The 16,853-nt window shown below is 63.2% G+C and carries 16 protein-coding genes and 1 pseudogene; 5 read left to right on the top strand and 12 right to left on the bottom strand.

Going from position 1 to position 16,853, the window contains the following annotated elements:
- Positions 1 to 190: 190 nt before the first annotated feature.
- The gene (locus O7A61_RS18115) at positions 191 to 766 is read left to right on the top strand and encodes a TMEM175 family protein (RefSeq protein WP_337130955.1); all 576 of its coding nucleotides are present in this window, start codon (positions 191 to 193) and stop codon (positions 764 to 766) included.
- A gap of 160 nt (positions 767 to 926) precedes the next feature.
- Here O7A61_RS18115 and O7A61_RS18110 read toward each other — a convergent pair whose 3' ends face one another.
- Positions 927 to 1,208, bottom strand: coding sequence for a hypothetical protein (locus O7A61_RS18110; RefSeq protein ID WP_337130954.1), 282 nt, complete (start codon positions 1,206 to 1,208; stop codon positions 927 to 929).
- Positions 1,209 to 1,343: 135 nt separating this feature from the next.
- On the opposite strand from O7A61_RS18110, the gene O7A61_RS18105 reads away from it, so the two are divergent.
- Entirely contained in the window at positions 1,344 to 2,210 is an 867-nt protein-coding gene (locus tag O7A61_RS18105; RefSeq protein WP_337130953.1) for an SDR family NAD(P)-dependent oxidoreductase, read from the top strand.
- A gap of 3 nt (positions 2,211 to 2,213) precedes the next feature.
- Here the strand turns inward: O7A61_RS18105 and O7A61_RS18100 are convergent, their stop codons facing one another.
- From O7A61_RS18100 to O7A61_RS18090, 3 genes are all read right to left on the bottom strand, one after another.
- Positions 2,214 to 2,642: a low affinity iron permease family protein gene (locus tag O7A61_RS18100; protein ID WP_337130952.1), complete on the bottom strand. Its 429-nt coding sequence runs from the start codon at positions 2,640 to 2,642 to the stop codon at positions 2,214 to 2,216.
- 321 nt (positions 2,643 to 2,963) lie between these two features.
- Positions 2,964 to 3,605 carry a DapH/DapD/GlmU-related protein gene (locus O7A61_RS18095; RefSeq protein ID WP_337130951.1) on the bottom strand — a complete coding sequence of 214 codons (642 nt, stop codon included), beginning with the start codon at positions 3,603 to 3,605 and terminating at the stop codon, positions 2,964 to 2,966.
- 83 nt (positions 3,606 to 3,688) lie between these two features.
- Complete coding sequence (locus O7A61_RS18090) at positions 3,689 to 4,207, bottom strand: CreA family protein (RefSeq protein WP_337130950.1); 519 nt, start codon at positions 4,205 to 4,207, stop codon at positions 3,689 to 3,691.
- Positions 4,208 to 4,402: 195 nt separating this feature from the next.
- Between O7A61_RS18090 and O7A61_RS18085 the strand changes: the two genes are divergently transcribed.
- The 3 genes from O7A61_RS18085 (at position 4,403) to O7A61_RS18075 (ending at position 7,911) form a co-directional block, all read left to right on the top strand.
- Positions 4,403 to 4,981, top strand: a complete 579-nt coding sequence (locus O7A61_RS18085; RefSeq protein ID WP_140502440.1) for an SCO family protein — start codon at positions 4,403 to 4,405, stop codon at positions 4,979 to 4,981.
- A gap of 11 nt (positions 4,982 to 4,992) precedes the next feature.
- Complete coding sequence (locus O7A61_RS18080; protein ID WP_337130949.1) at positions 4,993 to 5,865, top strand: 50S ribosomal protein L11 methyltransferase; 873 nt, start codon at positions 4,993 to 4,995, stop codon at positions 5,863 to 5,865.
- Positions 5,866 to 6,066: 201 nt separating this feature from the next.
- Positions 6,067 to 7,911 carry an aminopeptidase P family protein gene (locus O7A61_RS18075; RefSeq protein WP_337130948.1) on the top strand — a complete coding sequence of 615 codons (1,845 nt, stop codon included), beginning with the start codon at positions 6,067 to 6,069 and terminating at the stop codon, positions 7,909 to 7,911.
- Between the two features lie 28 nt (positions 7,912 to 7,939).
- Here O7A61_RS18075 and O7A61_RS18070 read toward each other — a convergent pair whose 3' ends face one another.
- The 8 genes and pseudogenes from O7A61_RS18070 to O7A61_RS18035 form a co-directional block, all read right to left on the bottom strand.
- Positions 7,940 to 8,236: an AzlD family protein gene (locus tag O7A61_RS18070; protein WP_337130947.1), complete on the bottom strand. Its 297-nt coding sequence runs from the start codon at positions 8,234 to 8,236 to the stop codon at positions 7,940 to 7,942.
- Positions 8,233 to 8,961, bottom strand: coding sequence for an AzlC family ABC transporter permease (locus O7A61_RS18065; RefSeq protein WP_337130946.1), 729 nt, complete (start codon positions 8,959 to 8,961; stop codon positions 8,233 to 8,235). The genes O7A61_RS18070 and O7A61_RS18065 overlap by 4 nt, the downstream gene beginning before the upstream one ends.
- A gap of 168 nt (positions 8,962 to 9,129) precedes the next feature.
- Complete coding sequence (locus O7A61_RS18060; protein WP_337130945.1) at positions 9,130 to 9,825, bottom strand: DUF2461 domain-containing protein; 696 nt, start codon at positions 9,823 to 9,825, stop codon at positions 9,130 to 9,132.
- Positions 9,822 to 12,026: an NAD-dependent DNA ligase LigA gene (ligA, locus tag O7A61_RS18055; RefSeq protein ID WP_337130944.1), complete on the bottom strand. Its 2,205-nt coding sequence runs from the start codon at positions 12,024 to 12,026 to the stop codon at positions 9,822 to 9,824. Before ligA ends, O7A61_RS18060 begins: the two co-directional genes overlap by 4 nt.
- Before the next feature lie 134 nt (positions 12,027 to 12,160).
- Positions 12,161 to 13,834: a DNA repair protein RecN gene (recN, locus tag O7A61_RS18050; RefSeq protein ID WP_337130943.1), complete on the bottom strand. Its 1,674-nt coding sequence runs from the start codon at positions 13,832 to 13,834 to the stop codon at positions 12,161 to 12,163.
- A 176-nt stretch (positions 13,835 to 14,010) separates the two neighbouring features.
- On the bottom strand, positions 14,011 to 14,880 hold the full coding sequence (locus tag O7A61_RS18045) for an outer membrane protein assembly factor BamD (protein ID WP_027141655.1): 870 nt from the start codon (positions 14,878 to 14,880) through the stop codon (positions 14,011 to 14,013).
- Positions 14,881 to 15,141: 261 nt separating this feature from the next.
- The gene (lpxC, locus tag O7A61_RS18040; protein ID WP_140747462.1) at positions 15,142 to 16,092 is read right to left on the bottom strand and encodes a UDP-3-O-acyl-N-acetylglucosamine deacetylase; all 951 of its coding nucleotides are present in this window, start codon (positions 16,090 to 16,092) and stop codon (positions 15,142 to 15,144) included.
- Between the two features lie 280 nt (positions 16,093 to 16,372).
- A pseudogene (locus O7A61_RS18035) lies at positions 16,373 to 16,853 on the bottom strand (cell division protein FtsZ); the annotation flags it as partial.

The raw sequence follows: 16,853 nt of genomic DNA, 5'->3' as shown, positions 1-16,853 counted from the left end.
CATCGCAACGGGAGCGGCCGCGGCAAGAAAAGTCAACAAGCTGCCAGGGCCGATCACCACGATCACCGGTCCTGCGTGGAAGTTTCCCCTGGTATAGTTGAGGAATTTTCCTCACACTGTTTATCGGCGCGCCAACATCCGCTAACGATTTACTATCTTTCGGCAATTCGTCGCGGACCGGGTGGTGATCATGGGCAAAGGCAGGGTCGAGGCATTCACCGACGGCGTGGTGGCGATCATCATCACCATCATGGTGCTGGACCTGAAGGTGCCGGAAGGCGAGGATTTTTCGGCGCTGCTGCCGCAGTGGCCGATCTTCCTGTGCTACGTGCTCTCCTTCATCAATGTCGGCATCTACTGGAACAATCTGCACAACATGTTCCACACCGTGCAGCGTGTCGACGGCCACGTGCTGTGGGCAAACCTGCATCTGTTGTTCTGGTTGTCCCTGATGCCGGTGACGACCGCCTTCATGGGCGAGAACCATTTCGCCACTGTTCCCGTCGCGGTTTACGGTTTCGACCTTGTGATGTGTGCGACCGCCTACAGCATCCTGGTCATTGCGCTGCATCGGCTGCATGGGCCGGATACCGCATTCGCCAAGGCCATCGGCCGCGACCGTAAGGGAAGGATTTCGCTTGCCGTCTACATAGCGGCCGTTGGGCTGACCTTCCTCGACCGGTGGATCGGCGTCGCGCTCTATGTCGCCGTCGCCTTGGTCTGGCTGGTGCCGGATACGCGTTTTTCGCGCGTTCTCGAAAAATAACTCTTTGTCCAGCGCAATTCCCTAGGGAAAGCGCTATGCGCTTTTCCCGGGAAAACCGCTTCACACTTTACCTGGAATTGCTGGTGTCCAGCGCAATCCCCTAGGGAAGGCGCTATGCGCTTTTCCCGGGAAAACCGCCTCACGCCTTTCCTGGAATTGCTTAACCGCGCATCGCCTTCAGCTTCTCCGCCACGGAAGCGGCAAGCTCGGCATAGCGCTCTTCCAGCCGCTCCGCCGCCTTGATGATCGAGAAATCATGGCCGAACTTCTCCAGCGCCATGCGCAGTTTCTCGACGAACTCCGCTTGCTTTTCCAATGCGGAGAACAAGGTTTTCACCTGGGCTTCGCTGATATCCGGGTTGGCCAGCATCTGCGGCACCTCGCGCCCCATCTGGTCGCCGGTGGCGGTCTGCTCCTTCAGAATTGCAACCCAATTCGTCAATCGGAAATCTCCCTTTTGGCGTCGCAGCATGCGCAGCCACGACCGGACTGGTCAACCCGACAAGCCCCGACGGAGGCTTGCACAAGCCCGTTCCGGCGCTAAGTTCGGCGCCATCGAAAAAGGAAACCATCGCCGATGATCCCCGACACCGAGATCCAGACCGCCCTGCCAGCGCTTGGCCAAGGCAATACCGCCGTCATCACCGGCGCCGCCAGCGGTATTGGTCTTGCGGCGGCCAAACGGCTGGCGCTGATGGGCATGAAGATCGTGCTCGCCGACATTGGCGGCCCGCGCCTCGACGATGCCTCGCGAGTCGTTGCCGCGATTGCAGGCGACGACGCCGTGCTTGCCGTTGCATCGGACGTGTCGAAGGTCGATGAGGTGGATCGCTTGGCCGACCGGGCATTCGGCGCCTTCGGCGACGTCTCGCTGCTGATGAACAATGCCGGCGTCGGCGACAACCCGGGAAAACCCTGGGACAACCGCGACGGCTGGAAACGGCTGCTCGACATCAATTTCTGGGGCGTCGTGCATGGCGTCGAAGCCTTCGCGCCACGCATGCTCGCATCGGCCAAGCCGGGCCTGATCGTCAACACCGGCTCCAAGCAAGGCATCACCACGCCGCCCGGCAACCTCGCCTACAACGTTTCCAAGGCCGGCGTGAAGACCTTTACCGAGGGCCTGGCGCATGCCCTGAGGAATGAGCCTGGCGCCCGCCTGTCGGCGCATCTGCTCATCCCCGGCTTCACCTATACCGGCCTGACCGAAGGCGCGACGGAAAAGCCGGCCGGAGCGTGGACCGGTGAGCAGGTGATCGATTTCATGCTGGAATCGCTGGTCAGGGGTGACTTCTACGTCCTGTGTCCCGACAATGAGGCCGCGCGGCCGCTGGATGAAAAGCGGATGGCCTGGGCGATCGGCGACATTATCGAAAACCGCCCTGCCTTGTCGCGCTGGCACCCCGACCACAAGGATGCGTTCGCGGCGTTCATGAAAGGCTGAGCCTCAAGCCGCGCTCTTTTTCGCGCCGCGCTTCTGAGCAAACGCCTTCTTGGCCGCCATGGTGGCGATCTTCTCGTCGTGCCGCTTAGCCGCCCGCTCGCATTTGGCGCGGATCTCCTGAACCTCGGCTTCAGTCAGATGCTCGATGCCGATGAAGGTGTTTTTGGCCGCGCTGACCCGTATCAGCTCATCGAGCTTGGCCTGGATCGCCGCGCCGTCGCGGTTCTGGGTGTTCTGGATGAGAAACACCATCAGGAACGTGATGATCGTCGTCCCGGTGTTGATCACCAGCTGCCAGGTGTCCGAGAAGGCGAAGAGTGGCCCGCTTACTCCCCAGACGATGACGATCAGGCAACAGAGTGCGAACGTGGGCGACAGGCCAGCAAGGTGAGCTACCCGGTTGGCGATTTTGGTGAAAAGCTTCTCGATCATGAACTCCCTCAGACAGCGCGGCTCCGTGCGGGCACAAAAGGAAACAACCAGCAGCCATTTCAGGTTCCCGCGGGCAAGAAATACAACCGATGCAATCGAATGCACGTATGGAGCGCGCAGGAAGGAAAACACACCTTATCGGTTCAATGTCATGGTAGCCGCGCAGGCAAGAGCCTGTTCCTTCCGCTTCACAGCGGTTTACCTCCAGCCCCTTCCGCCGCGCCACCCCCGCATGGCGGAAGGGGTTTCATTCCGGAGAGCGCCAAGAATAGTTCCCTGCGCAGCCGTGACGGCGAGGCCTAAACCGTTCTCCGCGGGAGATTAAACGGCGTCGTTTTCCCAGCGGTCGAGGAAGGCTTCGATCGGCATTGCCTGCATGTCGGGAACCGCCCTGGCGAGTTTCTCGACCGGCCAGTCCCACCAGGCGAGAGCCTCGATGCGTGCCGCTATTTCAGGGGCAAAGCGCAGCCTGATCGGCTTCGCCGGCACGCCGGCGACGATCGTGTAGGGTGGCACGTCCCGTGTCACCACCGCATTGGCGCCGATGACCGCGCCGTTGCCGATGGCGATGCCAGGCAAGATGACCGCGCCGTGGCCGACCCAGACATCATTGCCGATGGTCACGGCCTTCGACCGCCGCCGCTCGCGGAACGCGGCATCGACGCCCAGCCAGCGGAAATATTCGTTCGGCCGATAGCTGACCTTGTGCTGGGTCAGCCGCTCGATCGGATGTTCCAGCGCGTTGATGCGGCTGTTGGCGGCGATGGAGCAGAATTTGCCGATCGTCGTATAGATCGCCTCGGCATGGCGTTCGAAATAGGAGAAATCGCCGACGATAACCTCGCGCAGCACGACGCGTTCGCCGATCGCGGCGTAGCGGCCAAGCTTGCAGCCCTTCATCTCCGCCGTTGGATGGATGCGCGGCTCGGGGTCTTTCGCGACGAGATCTTCGGAACGGTCCATGCCGGCGGCTTTACGTCAGAGCGATTGGTCCCGCAAGCAGAAGCCGATCATCGTCAGAGTAGCACCAGGAAGAGTTCGCCCGCCTATTTCGGCTTGCTGTTGCTCCACACCACGTTCTGGCCGTAGAGCGGCACAGTCGTAACCGACATCTTGGCCGAGCCGTTCTGCACCTGGCGCGAGTGCGACAGATAAATCAGCGTCTCGTTCTTCTTGTCGTAGATGCGGTTCACCACCTGCTTCTTCCAGATCAGGCTGAGGCCTTGCTTGAACACCTCCTCGCCGCCCTCGCTCATGTCGATGTCGCCAATGGTGATCGGCCCGGTCTGGCGGCATGAGATCGAGGAATCGCTGGGGTGCTCGAACCAATTACCCTTGTGCAGGCGGTCGATGACGCTTCGGTCGAAATAGGAAACATGGCAGGTCACGCCATCCACCTTCGGGTCCTTGATCGCGTCGATGATGATGTCGTTGCCGACCCAGTCGACGCCGACCTTGCCGACTTCCTCGGCAACGGCGCTACCGGCGCCAAGCGCAACGCATGCCGCCAACGCGCCGCCGATCAGTTTCCGCCCAGTCAGTTTGAGCCCAATCAGTTCGAGCAAAGAAGCCTCCTCGGTTCGAGTTGCCGGTCTCAGGTGGGGCGGGCTGTGCGGCTTTGCAAGCAGATGTGGCAACACCACCGCGGTTGCGGCAACGCGGCACTTTGCCTGTGCGAGGCTGAACCGCTAAGACTGTAGCCGAACAAGGGGCGCACGGCTTTGGCCGGCGCGCCATGACATTACAGACGGACTTTTCTGATGATGCGTTCTATCCTGGTCGGCATTCTCGTTCTGATGGCCGCCGGCATCGGCTGGCTGACCTTCGACTGGTATCGCGGCCACTATGGCGGCGAGCCGTTCGGTGCGGCGTTCACCCTGGTCGACCAGAAAGGCGCACCGATTACCGAGGCCGCTTTCCGGGGCCAGCCCAGCGTCGTCTTCTTCGGCTTCACCCATTGCCCTGAAGTCTGCCCGACCACGCTGTTCGAACTCTCCGGCTGGCTGAAGACGCTCGGCGACAACGGCAAGAACCTGCATGCTTATTTCGTCTCGGTCGATCCGGAGCGTGACACGCCGCAGGTCATGAACGCCTATGTCAGCAATTTCTCCGACCGCATCACCGGCATTACCGGCGACCCTGACAAGGTCCATGCCATGGCCAAGGCATTCGGCATCTACTGGAAGAAGGTCGACACCGGCGACGGCGACTACACCATGGACCACACCGCCTCGGTGCTGCTGCTCAACGCCAAGGGCGACTTTGCGGGCACGATCGCCTATGGCGAGAGCGCCGACACCGCCGTGGAGAAGCTGAAGCGCCTCGCCGCGAACGGCTGACCAGAATTCACATGACCCAGACGCGGCTCCATTTCACCACCGGAAAGATCGAGGCCGAGCGCATCTTCGCGGCGCTTGAAACGGCCTTCGAGGATGAAGGCCTGCCGATCGCCGTGCTGGAGGTCGACGAAGACGCCGACATCCATGAGGTCTCGCTCTATGCCGATGGCGACGTCGACGCGGTTGAGGCGCGGCTGAAGGACATTCTCGCCGGCCTCGCCTTGTCAAGACCGGTCGAGCGCGAGGCGCTGCCCGACATCGACTGGGTGGCACGTTCCCTGGAAGGCCTGAAGCCGGTGCGCGCCGGCCGGTTCTTCGTCCATGGCGCGCATGACAGCAGGAAGCGCCATAGCGGCGAGCTCGCCATCGAGATCGAGGCGGGCCTTGCCTTCGGCACCGGCCATCACGGCACCACCGCCGGATGCCTCGAAATGCTGGAGAAAGTCGTGCGGCGCGAGCACCCGCGCAACGCGCTCGACCTCGGCACAGGCAGTGCGGTGCTGGCGATCGCCGTCGCCAAGCTGGCGCATATTCCGGTGCTGGCCACCGACATCGATCCGGTGGCGGTCAAGGTCGCCGCCGCCAATGCGCGGCTGAACCACGTCAAGACGCTCATCGAGACGGTGACCGCGCCGGGCTTTCATCACCCGATCTTCGCCAGGCGCGCGCCCTTCGACCTCATCGTCGCAAACATATTGGCGCGGCCGCTGATGCGGCTGGCGCCGCAAATGGCAGGGCATATCGCGCTTGGCGGCTCGATCGTGCTGTCAGGCATCCTAGACCGCCAGCGCGATGCGGTGGTATCGGCCTATGTCGGCCAGAATTTCCGCCATATCAGCACCTTGCACCGCGAAGGCTGGGTGACGATCCACCTCAAGCGCTGAGGCCGGCAAAGCCATTGCCGATCAATGGTTGTCGGCAAGGCACCGCCAAGAGAATGCCGGCGCCGTCCCCTTCAGACCACGGCTGGACCAGCCCCATTTGGTTGTCAGCCAGGCAATGCTGTAGCAGGTTGCGCCAGCCGGAAATCGATTCCGATTTCCAGGCCCATGCGCTACGGTCAAGCTGATATCAGGAGGCCCATCATGTTCCAGACCTTCGATTCCGCGGGCGATCCGGCGGTCGGCAAGCCGCGCGTGGCGCTGCTGCGCCAGTGGCTGGCCGCGAATGGCCTCGATGGCTTCATCGTTCCGCGCGCCGACGAGCACCAGGGCGAATACGTCGCTGATCGTTCTGCACGGCTGAAATGGCTGACCGGCTTCAGCGGCTCGGCCGGCGTAGCCGTCGTGCTGCGCGACCGCGCCTTCGTCTTTGTCGACGGACGCTACACGCTGCAGGTACGCAACGAAGTCGACCTCGGCATCTTTTCGATCGAGAGCCTGGTCGACAATCCGCCCGCTGTCTGGCTCAGGGACAACATCGGCAAAGGGGCGCGGCTGGGCTTCGATCCTTGGCTGCACACGATCGGCGAGGTCAAGGCGCTGCAGGCCTCCGCCGATAAGACCGGCGCGGTGCTCGCGCCGCTAGACAAGAACCCGATCGACATCATCTGGAAGGATCAGCCCGCCGCACCCGTAACCCCGGTCGAACTGCACCCGATCGGCTTTGCCGGCGAGCTCGCCAAGGACAAGCTGGCGCGGCTGGCAACGGCGATCGGCAAGGACGGCGCCACCCATGCGGTGCTGACCGACCCCTCCTCTATCGCCTGGGCCTTCAACATTCGTGGCGGCGACGTCCCGCATACGCCGCTGGCGCTCGGCTTCGCCATTCTCGCCGCCGACGGATCGCACCAGCTTTTCATGGAGCGACGCAAGTTCTCGCGTCAGGTGGCGGCCTATCTCACCCAGCTTGCCGATCCGCACGAGCCCGGCGAATTCGAGGCCGCGATCGTGGCGCTTGCCAAAAGCGGCGCGAAAATCGCGCTCGATCCGGTGCTGGCGGCCGACCGTCTGCGCATGCTGGTCGAGGACAATGGCGGCACGGTGATTGCCGCGCCCGATCCCGCTCGTATTCCGCGCGCCACCAAAAACCAGGCCGAGATCAACGGCTCACGCGCCGCGCATCGCCGCGACGGCGCGGCGGTGGCCAAGCTTTTGTGCTGGCTCGACCGGCAGCAGCCCGGCTCCCTCGACGAGATCGCGGTCGTCACAAGGCTCGAAGAGACGCGCCGGCAGACCGGCGAGGAAACCCAGATGCCGCTGCGCGACGTCTCCTTCGATACCATTTCCGGCGCCGGCCCGAACGGCGCCATCATGCATTACCGCGTCTCGCGCGCCACCAGCCGAAGGCTGCAGGCCGGTGAGCTGTTCCTGCTCGATTCCGGCGCGCAATACCAGGATGGCACCACTGACATCACCCGCACCGTACCAATCGGCCAGCCTACCGAGGAGATGCGCGAGCGCTTCACGCTGGTGCTGAAGGGCATGATCGGCATTTCGACGCTGCGCTTCCCCGCCGGCACGCGCGGCTCGGAGATCGATGCCGTCGCCCGCATGGCGTTGTGGAAGCATGGCTGCGACTTCGCCCATGGCACCGGTCATGGCGTCGGCTCGTACCTGGCCGTGCATGAGGGTCCGCAGCGCATCGCCCGCACCGGCACCGAAAAGCTGCTCGAGGGCATGATGCTGTCCAACGAGCCCGGCTATTACAAGGAAGGCGCCTACGGCATCCGCATCGAGAACCTCATCCTGGTGACGCCGGCCGAACAGATCGAGGGCGGCGACATCGCCATGCACGGCTTCGAGACGCTGACGCTCGCCCCGATCGACGTCAGGCTGGTGCGATCGGACCTGCTGACTCGTCACGAACTGCACTGGCTCGACACCTACCACGCCCGCGTGCTGGCCGAGATCGGTCCGATGCTCGACGGCGAAACGCTGGCCTGGCTGGAAAAGGCGACAGCACCGCTGCCGCACGACGCGAAGATTTGAATTTTTGAGGCGCCAAGGGCGATGCGCCCTACCCCACGAACTGCCGTGCCAGGATCAGCACCACCGCCCCGGCCAGAAACATCGCCATCAGCCCGCCGCGCAGCGAAACCACCGCCGTGACGACCAGGGCTGCCCACTCCGCCGGTCCGGCATTCAACAGTTCCGGCGCCACCAGCGTGGTCAACACGGCAGCCGGCACTGCGTTGAGACCGGCTTCCACGCGCGGATGGATGCGATCGAAGCGAGAGATGACCAGATGGCCACCGATGCGCGTGAGATAGGTGGCGATCGCGCCGGCGATGATGATCCAGAATGTTGTGCTCATGACCTTGCCTCCACGCCGCTGTGGTGCGGCGGCAGAATGACGGCGAGCAGCACGCCGGCAATGGCGCCGATCGACACGTGCCAGGGCGAACCCACCGTCTTGTAGGCGACGATCGAGGCGCAGGCGCTGGCGACGACCACAGGCAACCACAGCGGCCGCTTGCGAAAGCCCATCACGAGGCCGAGGAAATAGATCGGCAGCAGGAAATCGATGCCCAGCGCATGGGTGTCCGGGATGAGCTTGCCAAACAGCGCGCCGAGCCCGCTTTCGACGATCCAGAACAGATAGACCGGCAGGCCAAGCCCCAGATACCAGGCGAAGCCGACCGTTTGTCCGGACTGCGCCCGCGCCTCCGCGACCGCGAATTGCGGGTCGGTGAGGATGAAATAGCCGAGAGCCTGCTGGATGACAGGCCAGTGCGCGATGCGCCGGCCGATGCCGGCGGAATAGAGCACGTGGCGGAAATTGACGGCGAAGATCGAGAGCACGACCAGCCATGGCGCGACGTGCTGGCCGAACAGCTGGATGCCGACCATCTGGCTGGCGCCGCCATAGACCAGCGCGCTCATCAGGAAGGCTTCGAGGACCGAGAAGCCATTGTCGACGGCGAGCGCGCCGAACAGCACGGCGAACGGCGCCGACGCCACCACGACCGGCATGGAGAGCCGCACGCCCTGCCAGAAATCGCTTTTGCCGCCGCTCTTAGAAATCACGTCCGTCGCCATCGGCCACTCCTGATGCATGTCGCCCAAAACAGCGTAGCGGTTTTGGGACAACGACATGCACGACAACAAAGGGAGTGGCGGTATTTAGGTGGCATGCCTTGCCGTGTCACACGAATTCGCTTGAGCCAAACGATCAGCGGAAATGATCGTCGACGCTTGCGTGGAAGCTCAGTCCTTCGCGGTCTTGCCCTCGATCGCCCTGCCCCAGTCGAGCAGCGGCTTGGCGCGCAAGGTGAAATCGACAAGTTCCTCGACCAGCTCCGGCCCGTGGATACCAGCCGGATCGATCGCGTGGCGGACGGCGAAATGCCGGTTGCGGATGGCGGCGACGAGGTCCTTGTCGGCGACCTCTTCGAAGCCGCGCGGCGTGCGTTTCATGCCGCCTTCGGCATCGAGTTCGAGGCCATTTTTCCTCAGCGCCGCCACCACGGCGCGAAACGTATCGGGATGGCTCGCGATGGCCTTGCGCATGGCCGTCAGCAGTTCCGGCGCCGGCTGCCACCAGGCGACGCCGGCAAAGCAGCGCTCAAGCCCGATATGGACGAAGAACACGCCCTGCTCCATCTTGGTGCCGTCCGGCGACAGGATAGCCGACAGATGTCGGTTATAGGGTCGCTTGTCCTTGGCGAAGCGCACGTCGCGGTTGATGCGGAACAGCGACTTCTTGCGATCGCCGCGCAGACCGAGGCCGACTTCCGCAAAACGCTGCGTAAGCGTGTCGACGAGATCGCCCAGCGGGTCGCGCAATTCCTTTTCGAACAAGTCGCGATTCTCCAGGAACCACTCGCGACTCTGGTGGAAATCCAATGCCTTCAGGAACGGAATTGCCTTGGAGCCGAACCCCTTGAACGCTTCGCCCGTCACGACTTGCCGACCCGCTGCAGCCAGGTGTCCTCGTCGATGACTTCGATGCCGAGTTCGCTGGCAAGCTTGAGCTTGGAGCCCGCACCCGGTCCCGCCACCAGCAGATCGGTCTTCGCCGAAACCGAGCCGGCCACCTTGGCGCCGAGGCGCTCGGCCATTGCCTTGGCTTCGGAGCGCGTCATCTTTTCCAGCGAGCCGGTAAAGACGATCGTCTTGCCGGCGACCTCGCTGTCGGCCGAGACGGTGACGATATACGGCTTCGGTTTGACCTGCTCCAGCAGCTTCTCCAGCACGTCGTCATTGCGCTCATTGCCGAAGAAATCGCGCAGCGCATCGATCACCGTATCGCCAATGCCGTTGATCGATGGGAAGACGGCATGCGGATCCTCCGCCGCCGCCGTCTCCTTGCCGACGCGGATCAACTCCTCGATAGTTGAAAATGTCCGGGCCAACACGGCAGCCGTCGTCTCGCCGATATGGCGGATGCCGAGCGCGAAAATGAAGCGGTCGAGCTCCGGCTCGCGGCGTGAATCGATGGCCGCGAACAGCTTGTCGAGCCCCTCATAGTTGCGGTCCTCGACGCTGCGCACGTTCTTGCGGGTCTTGCCGGACGCTGCCTCGCGCTGCCTAGCCTGCTCCTCGCGCCGCTCGGCCAGCGCCTTGGTCACGGCGGGCCGGCGCTCCCTGAGCGTGAAGATATCGGCGGCGGTCTTGATCAACCCGGCATTGAAGAAAGTATCGATGTTCTCCGCGCCCAGCCCCTCGATATCCAGGGCGCCGCGCGACACGAAGTGGCGCAGCCCTTCCACTGCTTGCGCCGGGCAGATCAATTCGCCGGTACAACGGCGCCGTGAATCCTCCTTGCCGGTCTTTTCGTTGATCTCGCGTGTCGCCGGCGAACCGCAGATCGGGCAGGTGTGCGGGAATTCGTATGGCACGGCATTGGGGGGACGCTTGTCGATGACGACACTGACGATCTGCGGGATGACATCCCCTGCCCGCTGGATCACGACAGTGTCGCCGATGCGCACGTCGATGCCATCGCGGATCGGCTGGCCGGTGCTGTCCAGGCCCTTGATATAGTCCTCATTGTGCAGCGTGACGTTTTCCACCACCACGCCGCCGACCGTCACCGGCGCCAGCCGCGCCACCGGCGCCAGCGTGCCGGTCCGGCCGACCTGGATGTCGATCCTCTGCACGGTCGTCATCGCCTGTTCGGCCGGGAATTTGTGCGCGACGGCCCAGCGCGGCTCACCGGTGACGAAGCCCCAGCGGCGCTGCAACTCCAGCTGGTCGACTTTGTAGACGACGCCGTCTATGTCATAGCCGAGCGACGAGCGCTGCTCCTCGATCCGGTGATAATGCGCGACCAGCTCCTCGACCGACTTCGCCCGCACCATCAGCGGACTGATCTTGAAACCCCAATCGGCGAATTTCTGCACCGCTTCGTACTGTGTTGGTGCCGGATCCGCCGTCGTATAACCCCACGCATAGGCAAAGAATTTGAGATTGCGGCTGGCGGTGACGGAGGGATCCTTCTGGCGCAGCGACCCGGCCGCCGTATTGCGCGGATTGACGTAATCCTGGCCACCGACAGCCGCCGAGCGCGCCTTGAGCGCCTCGAATTCCGCATAGGTCATGTAGACCTCGCCGCGTATCTCAATGATCTCGGGCCAGGCCGAACCTTTCAGCCTTGCTGGGATGTCGGCGATGGTCCTGAGATTGCCGGTGATGTCCTCGCCGACAGCGCCGTCGCCGCGCGTCGCCCCCTGCACGAACACGCCTTTTTCGTAACGCAATGACGCCGACAGCCCGTCGATCTTCGGCTCGGCGGTGAAGGCGATGTCGAGGTCCTTGTCGCGGTCGAAGAAGCGCCGGCCGCGCTCGATGAAATCGGCAACGTCAGCGTCGGTATAGGCCTTGGCGAGGCTGAGCATCGGCACGGCGTGGCGCACCTTGGTGAAGCCTTCCGCCGGTGCGGCACCCACCCTGAGCGAGGGCGAATCCTCACGCACCAGCCCGGGAAAACGCTCCTCGATGGCAAGATTACGCCGCCGCAGAGCATCATACTCCGCGTCCGTTATAACAGGCGCGTCCTCGGCATGGTAGCGCCGGTCGTGACCGGCGATCTCCTCGGCAAGGCGCTGGAGTTCGGCTTCAGCCTCGCTTTCGCTGAGCGAATCGACAGGTTTTTCGGCCATGCTTTTTGTCCCTGAACGGTGGCGCGTCACCATAGAGCATGATCCGGAAAAGTGGGAACCGGTTTTCGGAAAAGATCATTCCTGAACAGCAGGATGGAGCCATATCCTGACTCGCCCCATGACGCCGGATAGTCTCACGCCGCGTTTGTATTCTCGCGCAGCAGCCGCTCGGCGGCGGCGCGCGCCTCGTCGGTGATCGTGGCACCGGCCAGCATGCGGGCGATCTCCTCCTGCCGCGCCGTCCTGTCCATCTCGGCAATCCCTGTCGCGACCCGGTCGGTGCTGCCCGATTTGGAGATCAGGAAATGTGTCGCCGCGCGCGCCGCAACTTGCGGCGCGTGGGTGACGGAAAGCACCTGGACGCGCTTCGACAGCCGCGCCAGCCGCTGGCCGATGGCGTCGGCCACCGCGCCGCCCACGCCGGTGTCGATTTCATCGAAAACCAGGGTCGGCGCCGAACCACGATCGGCCAGTGCCACTTTCAGCGCGAGCAGGAAGCGTGACAGCTCACCGCCGGACGCGACCTTCATCATCGGCCCGGGCCGCGTGCCGGGATTGGTGCGCACCCAGAACTCAATCTGGTCGATGCCCTCCTCCATGCGCGTCTCGGCCTCGCTCTTCATCTCGACGATGAAGGCCGCGCGTTCGAGCTTCAGCGCCGGCAGTTCGGCCATCACAGCCTTGGTCAGACCGACCGCCGCGGCATGGCGGAGCGAGGACAGCTGTGCGGCGGCGATGTCGTAGGTTTCGCGCGCGGCCGCCGCCTGCCTTTCCAAGCCGTGCAGGCGCTCCTCGCCGGCATCGAGATCGGCTAGGTCGGCAACCATCGTGTCGCGCAGCTGCGCCAGATCGTCGACGGCGACGCTGTGCTTGCGCGACGCCGCGCGCAGCGAGAACAGCCGCTCTTCGGCTTTCTCCAGCCGTTGCGGATCATATTCGGTGTCCCGCAGCGCGGCCTCGACGCCCGATTGCGCCGCATCGAGCGACAACATCGCTTCATCCAGCGACTTGACCACGTCCTCGAGCAGGCCGGGCGCCTCCGTCGCCTTGCGCTGCAACCGCCTCAGCAGGCTGGCCAGTTGCGGCAAGGGCGAGGACGGACCCGACAGCACATCCTGCGCGTCGTGGATTTCGGAAGCGATCTTCTCGGCACGCATCATGTGGGCGCGCAGCTCCGCAAGTTCGGTTTCCTCGCCGGGCTGCGGATCGAGCTTGGTCAGTTCGGCAACCGCGGCGCGCAGATAATCGGCCTCGCGCGCGGCGGCCACCACCTTGGCGCGATGGCGCGTCAGCTCCTGCTCGCAGGCGCGCCAGTGCCGCCATGCCTCGCCGGTCGAGCGGACGGCACCCAGATGGCCGCTGAAAGCATCGAGCACATCGCAGTGTGCGCCGGGATCGACCAAAGCGCGTTCATCATGCTGGCCGTGGATCTCGACCAGCGCGCGGCCGACATCGCGCATCAGCGTCACACTGGACGGCTGGTCGTTGACGAACACACGAGTACGGCCGTCCGCCGTCTGCACGCGGCGCAGGATGACGTCGCCATCGTCCTCGATGGCGTTCTCGGCAAGGAGCGCGCGCACCGGATGGTTGCGCGGAACATCGAACACGGCGATGACCTGACCCTGCGATGCGCCATGGCGCACCAGCGAGGCATCGCCGCGCGCGCCGAGCGCCAGCGACAGGGCGTCGAGCAGGATGGATTTGCCGGCGCCGGTTTCGCCGGTCAGCACGGAAAGACCCGGCTGGAAGTCGATGTCCAGCTTTTCGATCAGTACGATATCTCGGATCGACAGTCTGGAAAGCATGAGAAACCGGACCTATTGCATGCCGCCCAAAAAGTGGACCCGGTTTCGGGATAACGACAGGCACGAAAACAGAAAGATTAAAGCGGCACCGACAGTTGGAGTCGCAGCGCCGCACTATCTTTTTGTTTGAGCTTCGGATCAATCCGAAAAAGCGCGCTGCGCGCTTCGCTCGGAGGTCAGGCGCCGGTAATCAGCTTCCCGGCCTTGGATATCCACGATCCGGCATTCTCGCGCGGTGCCAGCCCGTTACTCTGCAGCAGCTTGTAGGAATCCTTGTACCACGAGCTGTCGGGATAGTTGGTACCGAGCACCGCGGCGGCCGTCTGGGCCTCCGAGGTCAATCCCATCGCGTAATAGCTTTCGGTCAGGCGCGCGAGCGCTTCCTCGACATGGCGGGTATTGGAATAGTTTTCGACCACTGTGCGGAAGCGCTTGACGGCGGCGATGTACTCCCGGCGCTCCAGATAATAGCGCCCGATCTGCATTTCCTTGCCGGCGAGCTGGTCGTTGGCGAAGCGGATCTTTTCCTTGGCGTCGTCAACATATTCCGACGTCGGCCAGCGCGTCACCAGGTCTTGCATGGTCTGCAGGGTCTGGCGTGCTTCCTTCTGGTCCTGCGTCACGTCCTTGATTTGGCGATAGTAGCTGAGACCAATGATGTACTGGGCGTAGGCGGCGTCATCCGTGGACGGATAAAGAGCCAGGTACCGCTTTGCCGACTGGATCGCGTCGTCGTAGCTGCCCTTTCGATAGTCGGCGAACGCGCCCATCACCATCGATTTGCGCGCCCACTCCGAATAGGGATGCTGGCGGTCGACGGCGTCGAATTTCTTGCTCGCCTCGTCCAGGCGTCCCGCATTCATGTTGGCGAGGCCCTGATTGTAGAGAACGTCGGCCGGCTCGGTCTGGTCGACATAGGTCGACAGGTCGATATCTTTCTCCGACGACATGCAGGCCGACAGAAAGAGCGATGGAACAACCACCGAAAGCGCCAGAAAAACAGACCGCTGCGGCGCTTTCGATTGACCGACTCGCTTGAAGAACATGATTGGATTGCGCCCTTTCGGCGTTATTTCAATGCCTCTTGCATGCTGTTGTCCCAAAACTGATCCCCACTTTTGAGCGACATGCACTAATAGACGGCAGCAGCCATAAACCATAACCGCCTTGCCCGGCAACGCTATGTCCAGCCAATCGCACATTTTTGTGGCGGCGGACCGTGGCATGAAAATCTATGCAATTTCACTGATGGATGATGCATTCTTGCAACACCATACCGCCATGGAATCCGAAAAAGATTAAGAAAATCAGATCATCCAGGGCGCATAGAGAGGCGCGTTGACGGCGTTCATCTCGGCGGCCCGGCCACGCTCGCGGCGTGTCGTCTCGACGATCTCGAAGGCCGTGCGGTCCGACAGCAGGCGCCGCAGCGCGGCGGCGTTCAGCCTGTGACCGCCGCGATAGGAGCGGAAACAGCCGATGAAGCGCGCACCGGCCAGCGCCAGGTCGCCCATGGCGTCGAGCGTCTTGTGGCGCACGAATTCGTTGGGATAGCGCAGGCCGCCCATATTGATGACGCGGTTGTCATCACCTATCACCACGGAATTTTCCAGCGAGGATCCCAGCGCATAACCGGCGGCCCACAGCCGCTCGACGTCCTTCATGAAGCCGAAGGTGCGGGCCCGCGCGATGTCGCGGCGGAAAATATCGGCGTTGATGTCCGATGCGAAGAGCTGACGGCCGATCGCCGGGCTTTCGAAATCGATCTCGACCTCGAAACGGGTACCGTCATAGGGCCTGAACTCCGCCCAGGAGGCGCCGTTCTCGATGCGGACCGGCTTGACCACCCTGATATAGCGCCGCTTAACGGCCAACACCTCGATGCCGGCCTGGTCGATGGCTTCGACGAAGGCCATGGCGCTGCCATCAAGGATTGGGACCTCGTGGCCGTCGATCTCGATGACGACATTGTCGATGCCGAGCCCGAACAGGGCCGCCATGATGTGCTCGACCGTGGCGATGTGCTCGCCAGAGGGATCGCCGAGCATTGTGCAAAGGTCGGTGGCGCCGATCTCGGAAAACAGGGCTCGGAATTCGCGGCCCTGCCCGTCGCCATTAAGGAGCTGGAACACGATGCCGGTATCGGCATCCGCGGGCAGGAAACTGATGGAAACTTCTTTGCCGCTGTGAACGCCGGTGCCTGTAAGCGACGCGCGCGTCTTCACTGTCGTCTGGTGGTCGTGCAAGACAATCCCCATGAGCCCGTAATGCCTAGCTCCGCTTCTCCAGCCCGAGGGCGCGGCTCTTGTTAAATCGGCAGGCAGGGCTACTTCCCCCGAAATCCCGGCATACCGACTATGGTAGGCAGCGAAGATAATGTCCCGGCAAGGAGACTCCAAATCACGGTTTCTTACTCTTTGTAACCGCGAACTGGAACATGTACGGCACCATAACCAATTGATTATACAGCATTTTAGACGTTAACAGGCAAGCAATTCCTTGCCTGCCTGTTAACAGTTGTTACAGTCCGTTAACGGCTCAGTTGGCCTGGCGGCGCAGGAACGCCGGAATCTCCAACTGATCGTCGTCCTGAGTCGCCCTGGTCTGCGGCGTCAGGCGGCCCTGATCGTCCAGTTGGCCGCGGCGCGGCGCGTAGAGCTGCGCGTCCTGGCTGGCGAGGCGGCGCACTTCCGGTGCGGCCTGGCGCAGTTTGGGCTCGCGCGGTTGCGCCGGCTGCAGCCGTGCAGGTTCCTCTTCGCGACGGGTCAGGCCATTGGTCAGACGCTTCAGGAGACCCATCGGGCCGCTGTTCTCATGGTCCACCGGACGGCTCTTGGCGTCGACCTCGGCCTTCACGACCGGCGGAAAGTCCTCGACGCGCGGCATGCGCTGCGGCGCCATCGCGACCGGCTGCTGAACCTCACGCAGCATTTCGCGCGGCTGCGGAGCCGGTTGCATCATCTGCTGGACGACCGGCTGCACCATCGGCTGCGGCTGTGCGGGCGGCGCCTGGAAGATC

The organism is Mesorhizobium sp. Cs1321R2N1 (assembly GCF_037179725.1).
In the GTDB taxonomy this organism is placed as follows: Bacteria; Pseudomonadota; Alphaproteobacteria; order Rhizobiales; family Rhizobiaceae; genus Mesorhizobium; species Mesorhizobium salmacidum.
Note: the sequence above shows the minus strand (reverse complement) of the source record. Positions and strands in the feature narration are given on the sequence as shown.

Bases quoted from the DNA above. Each gene is read 5' to 3' on its own strand.
- O7A61_RS18105 (WP_337130953.1), top strand. From the start codon at position 1,344: ATGATCCCCGACACCGAGATCCAGACCGCCCTGCCAGCGCTTGGCCAA.
- recN (WP_337130943.1), bottom strand. From the start codon at position 13,834: ATGCTTTCCAGACTGTCGATCCGAGATATCGTACTGATCGAAAAGCTG.
- O7A61_RS18100 (WP_337130952.1), bottom strand. From the start codon at position 2,642: ATGATCGAGAAGCTTTTCACCAAAATCGCCAACCGGGTAGCTCACCTT.
- O7A61_RS18045 (WP_027141655.1), bottom strand. From the start codon at position 14,880: ATGTTCTTCAAGCGAGTCGGTCAATCGAAAGCGCCGCAGCGGTCTGTT.
- O7A61_RS18075 (WP_337130948.1), top strand. From the start codon at position 6,067: ATGTTCCAGACCTTCGATTCCGCGGGCGATCCGGCGGTCGGCAAGCCG.
- O7A61_RS18080 (WP_337130949.1), top strand. From the start codon at position 4,993: ATGACCCAGACGCGGCTCCATTTCACCACCGGAAAGATCGAGGCCGAG.
- O7A61_RS18115 (WP_337130955.1), top strand. From the start codon at position 191: ATGGGCAAAGGCAGGGTCGAGGCATTCACCGACGGCGTGGTGGCGATC.
- ligA (WP_337130944.1), bottom strand. From the start codon at position 12,026: ATGGCCGAAAAACCTGTCGATTCGCTCAGCGAAAGCGAGGCTGAAGCC.
- O7A61_RS18085 (WP_140502440.1), top strand. From the start codon at position 4,403: ATGATGCGTTCTATCCTGGTCGGCATTCTCGTTCTGATGGCCGCCGGC.
- O7A61_RS18065 (WP_337130946.1), bottom strand. From the start codon at position 8,961: ATGGCGACGGACGTGATTTCTAAGAGCGGCGGCAAAAGCGATTTCTGG.
- O7A61_RS18070 (WP_337130947.1), bottom strand. From the start codon at position 8,236: ATGAGCACAACATTCTGGATCATCATCGCCGGCGCGATCGCCACCTAT.
- lpxC (WP_140747462.1), bottom strand. From the start codon at position 16,092: ATGGGGATTGTCTTGCACGACCACCAGACGACAGTGAAGACGCGCGCG.
- O7A61_RS18095 (WP_337130951.1), bottom strand. From the start codon at position 3,605: ATGGACCGTTCCGAAGATCTCGTCGCGAAAGACCCCGAGCCGCGCATC.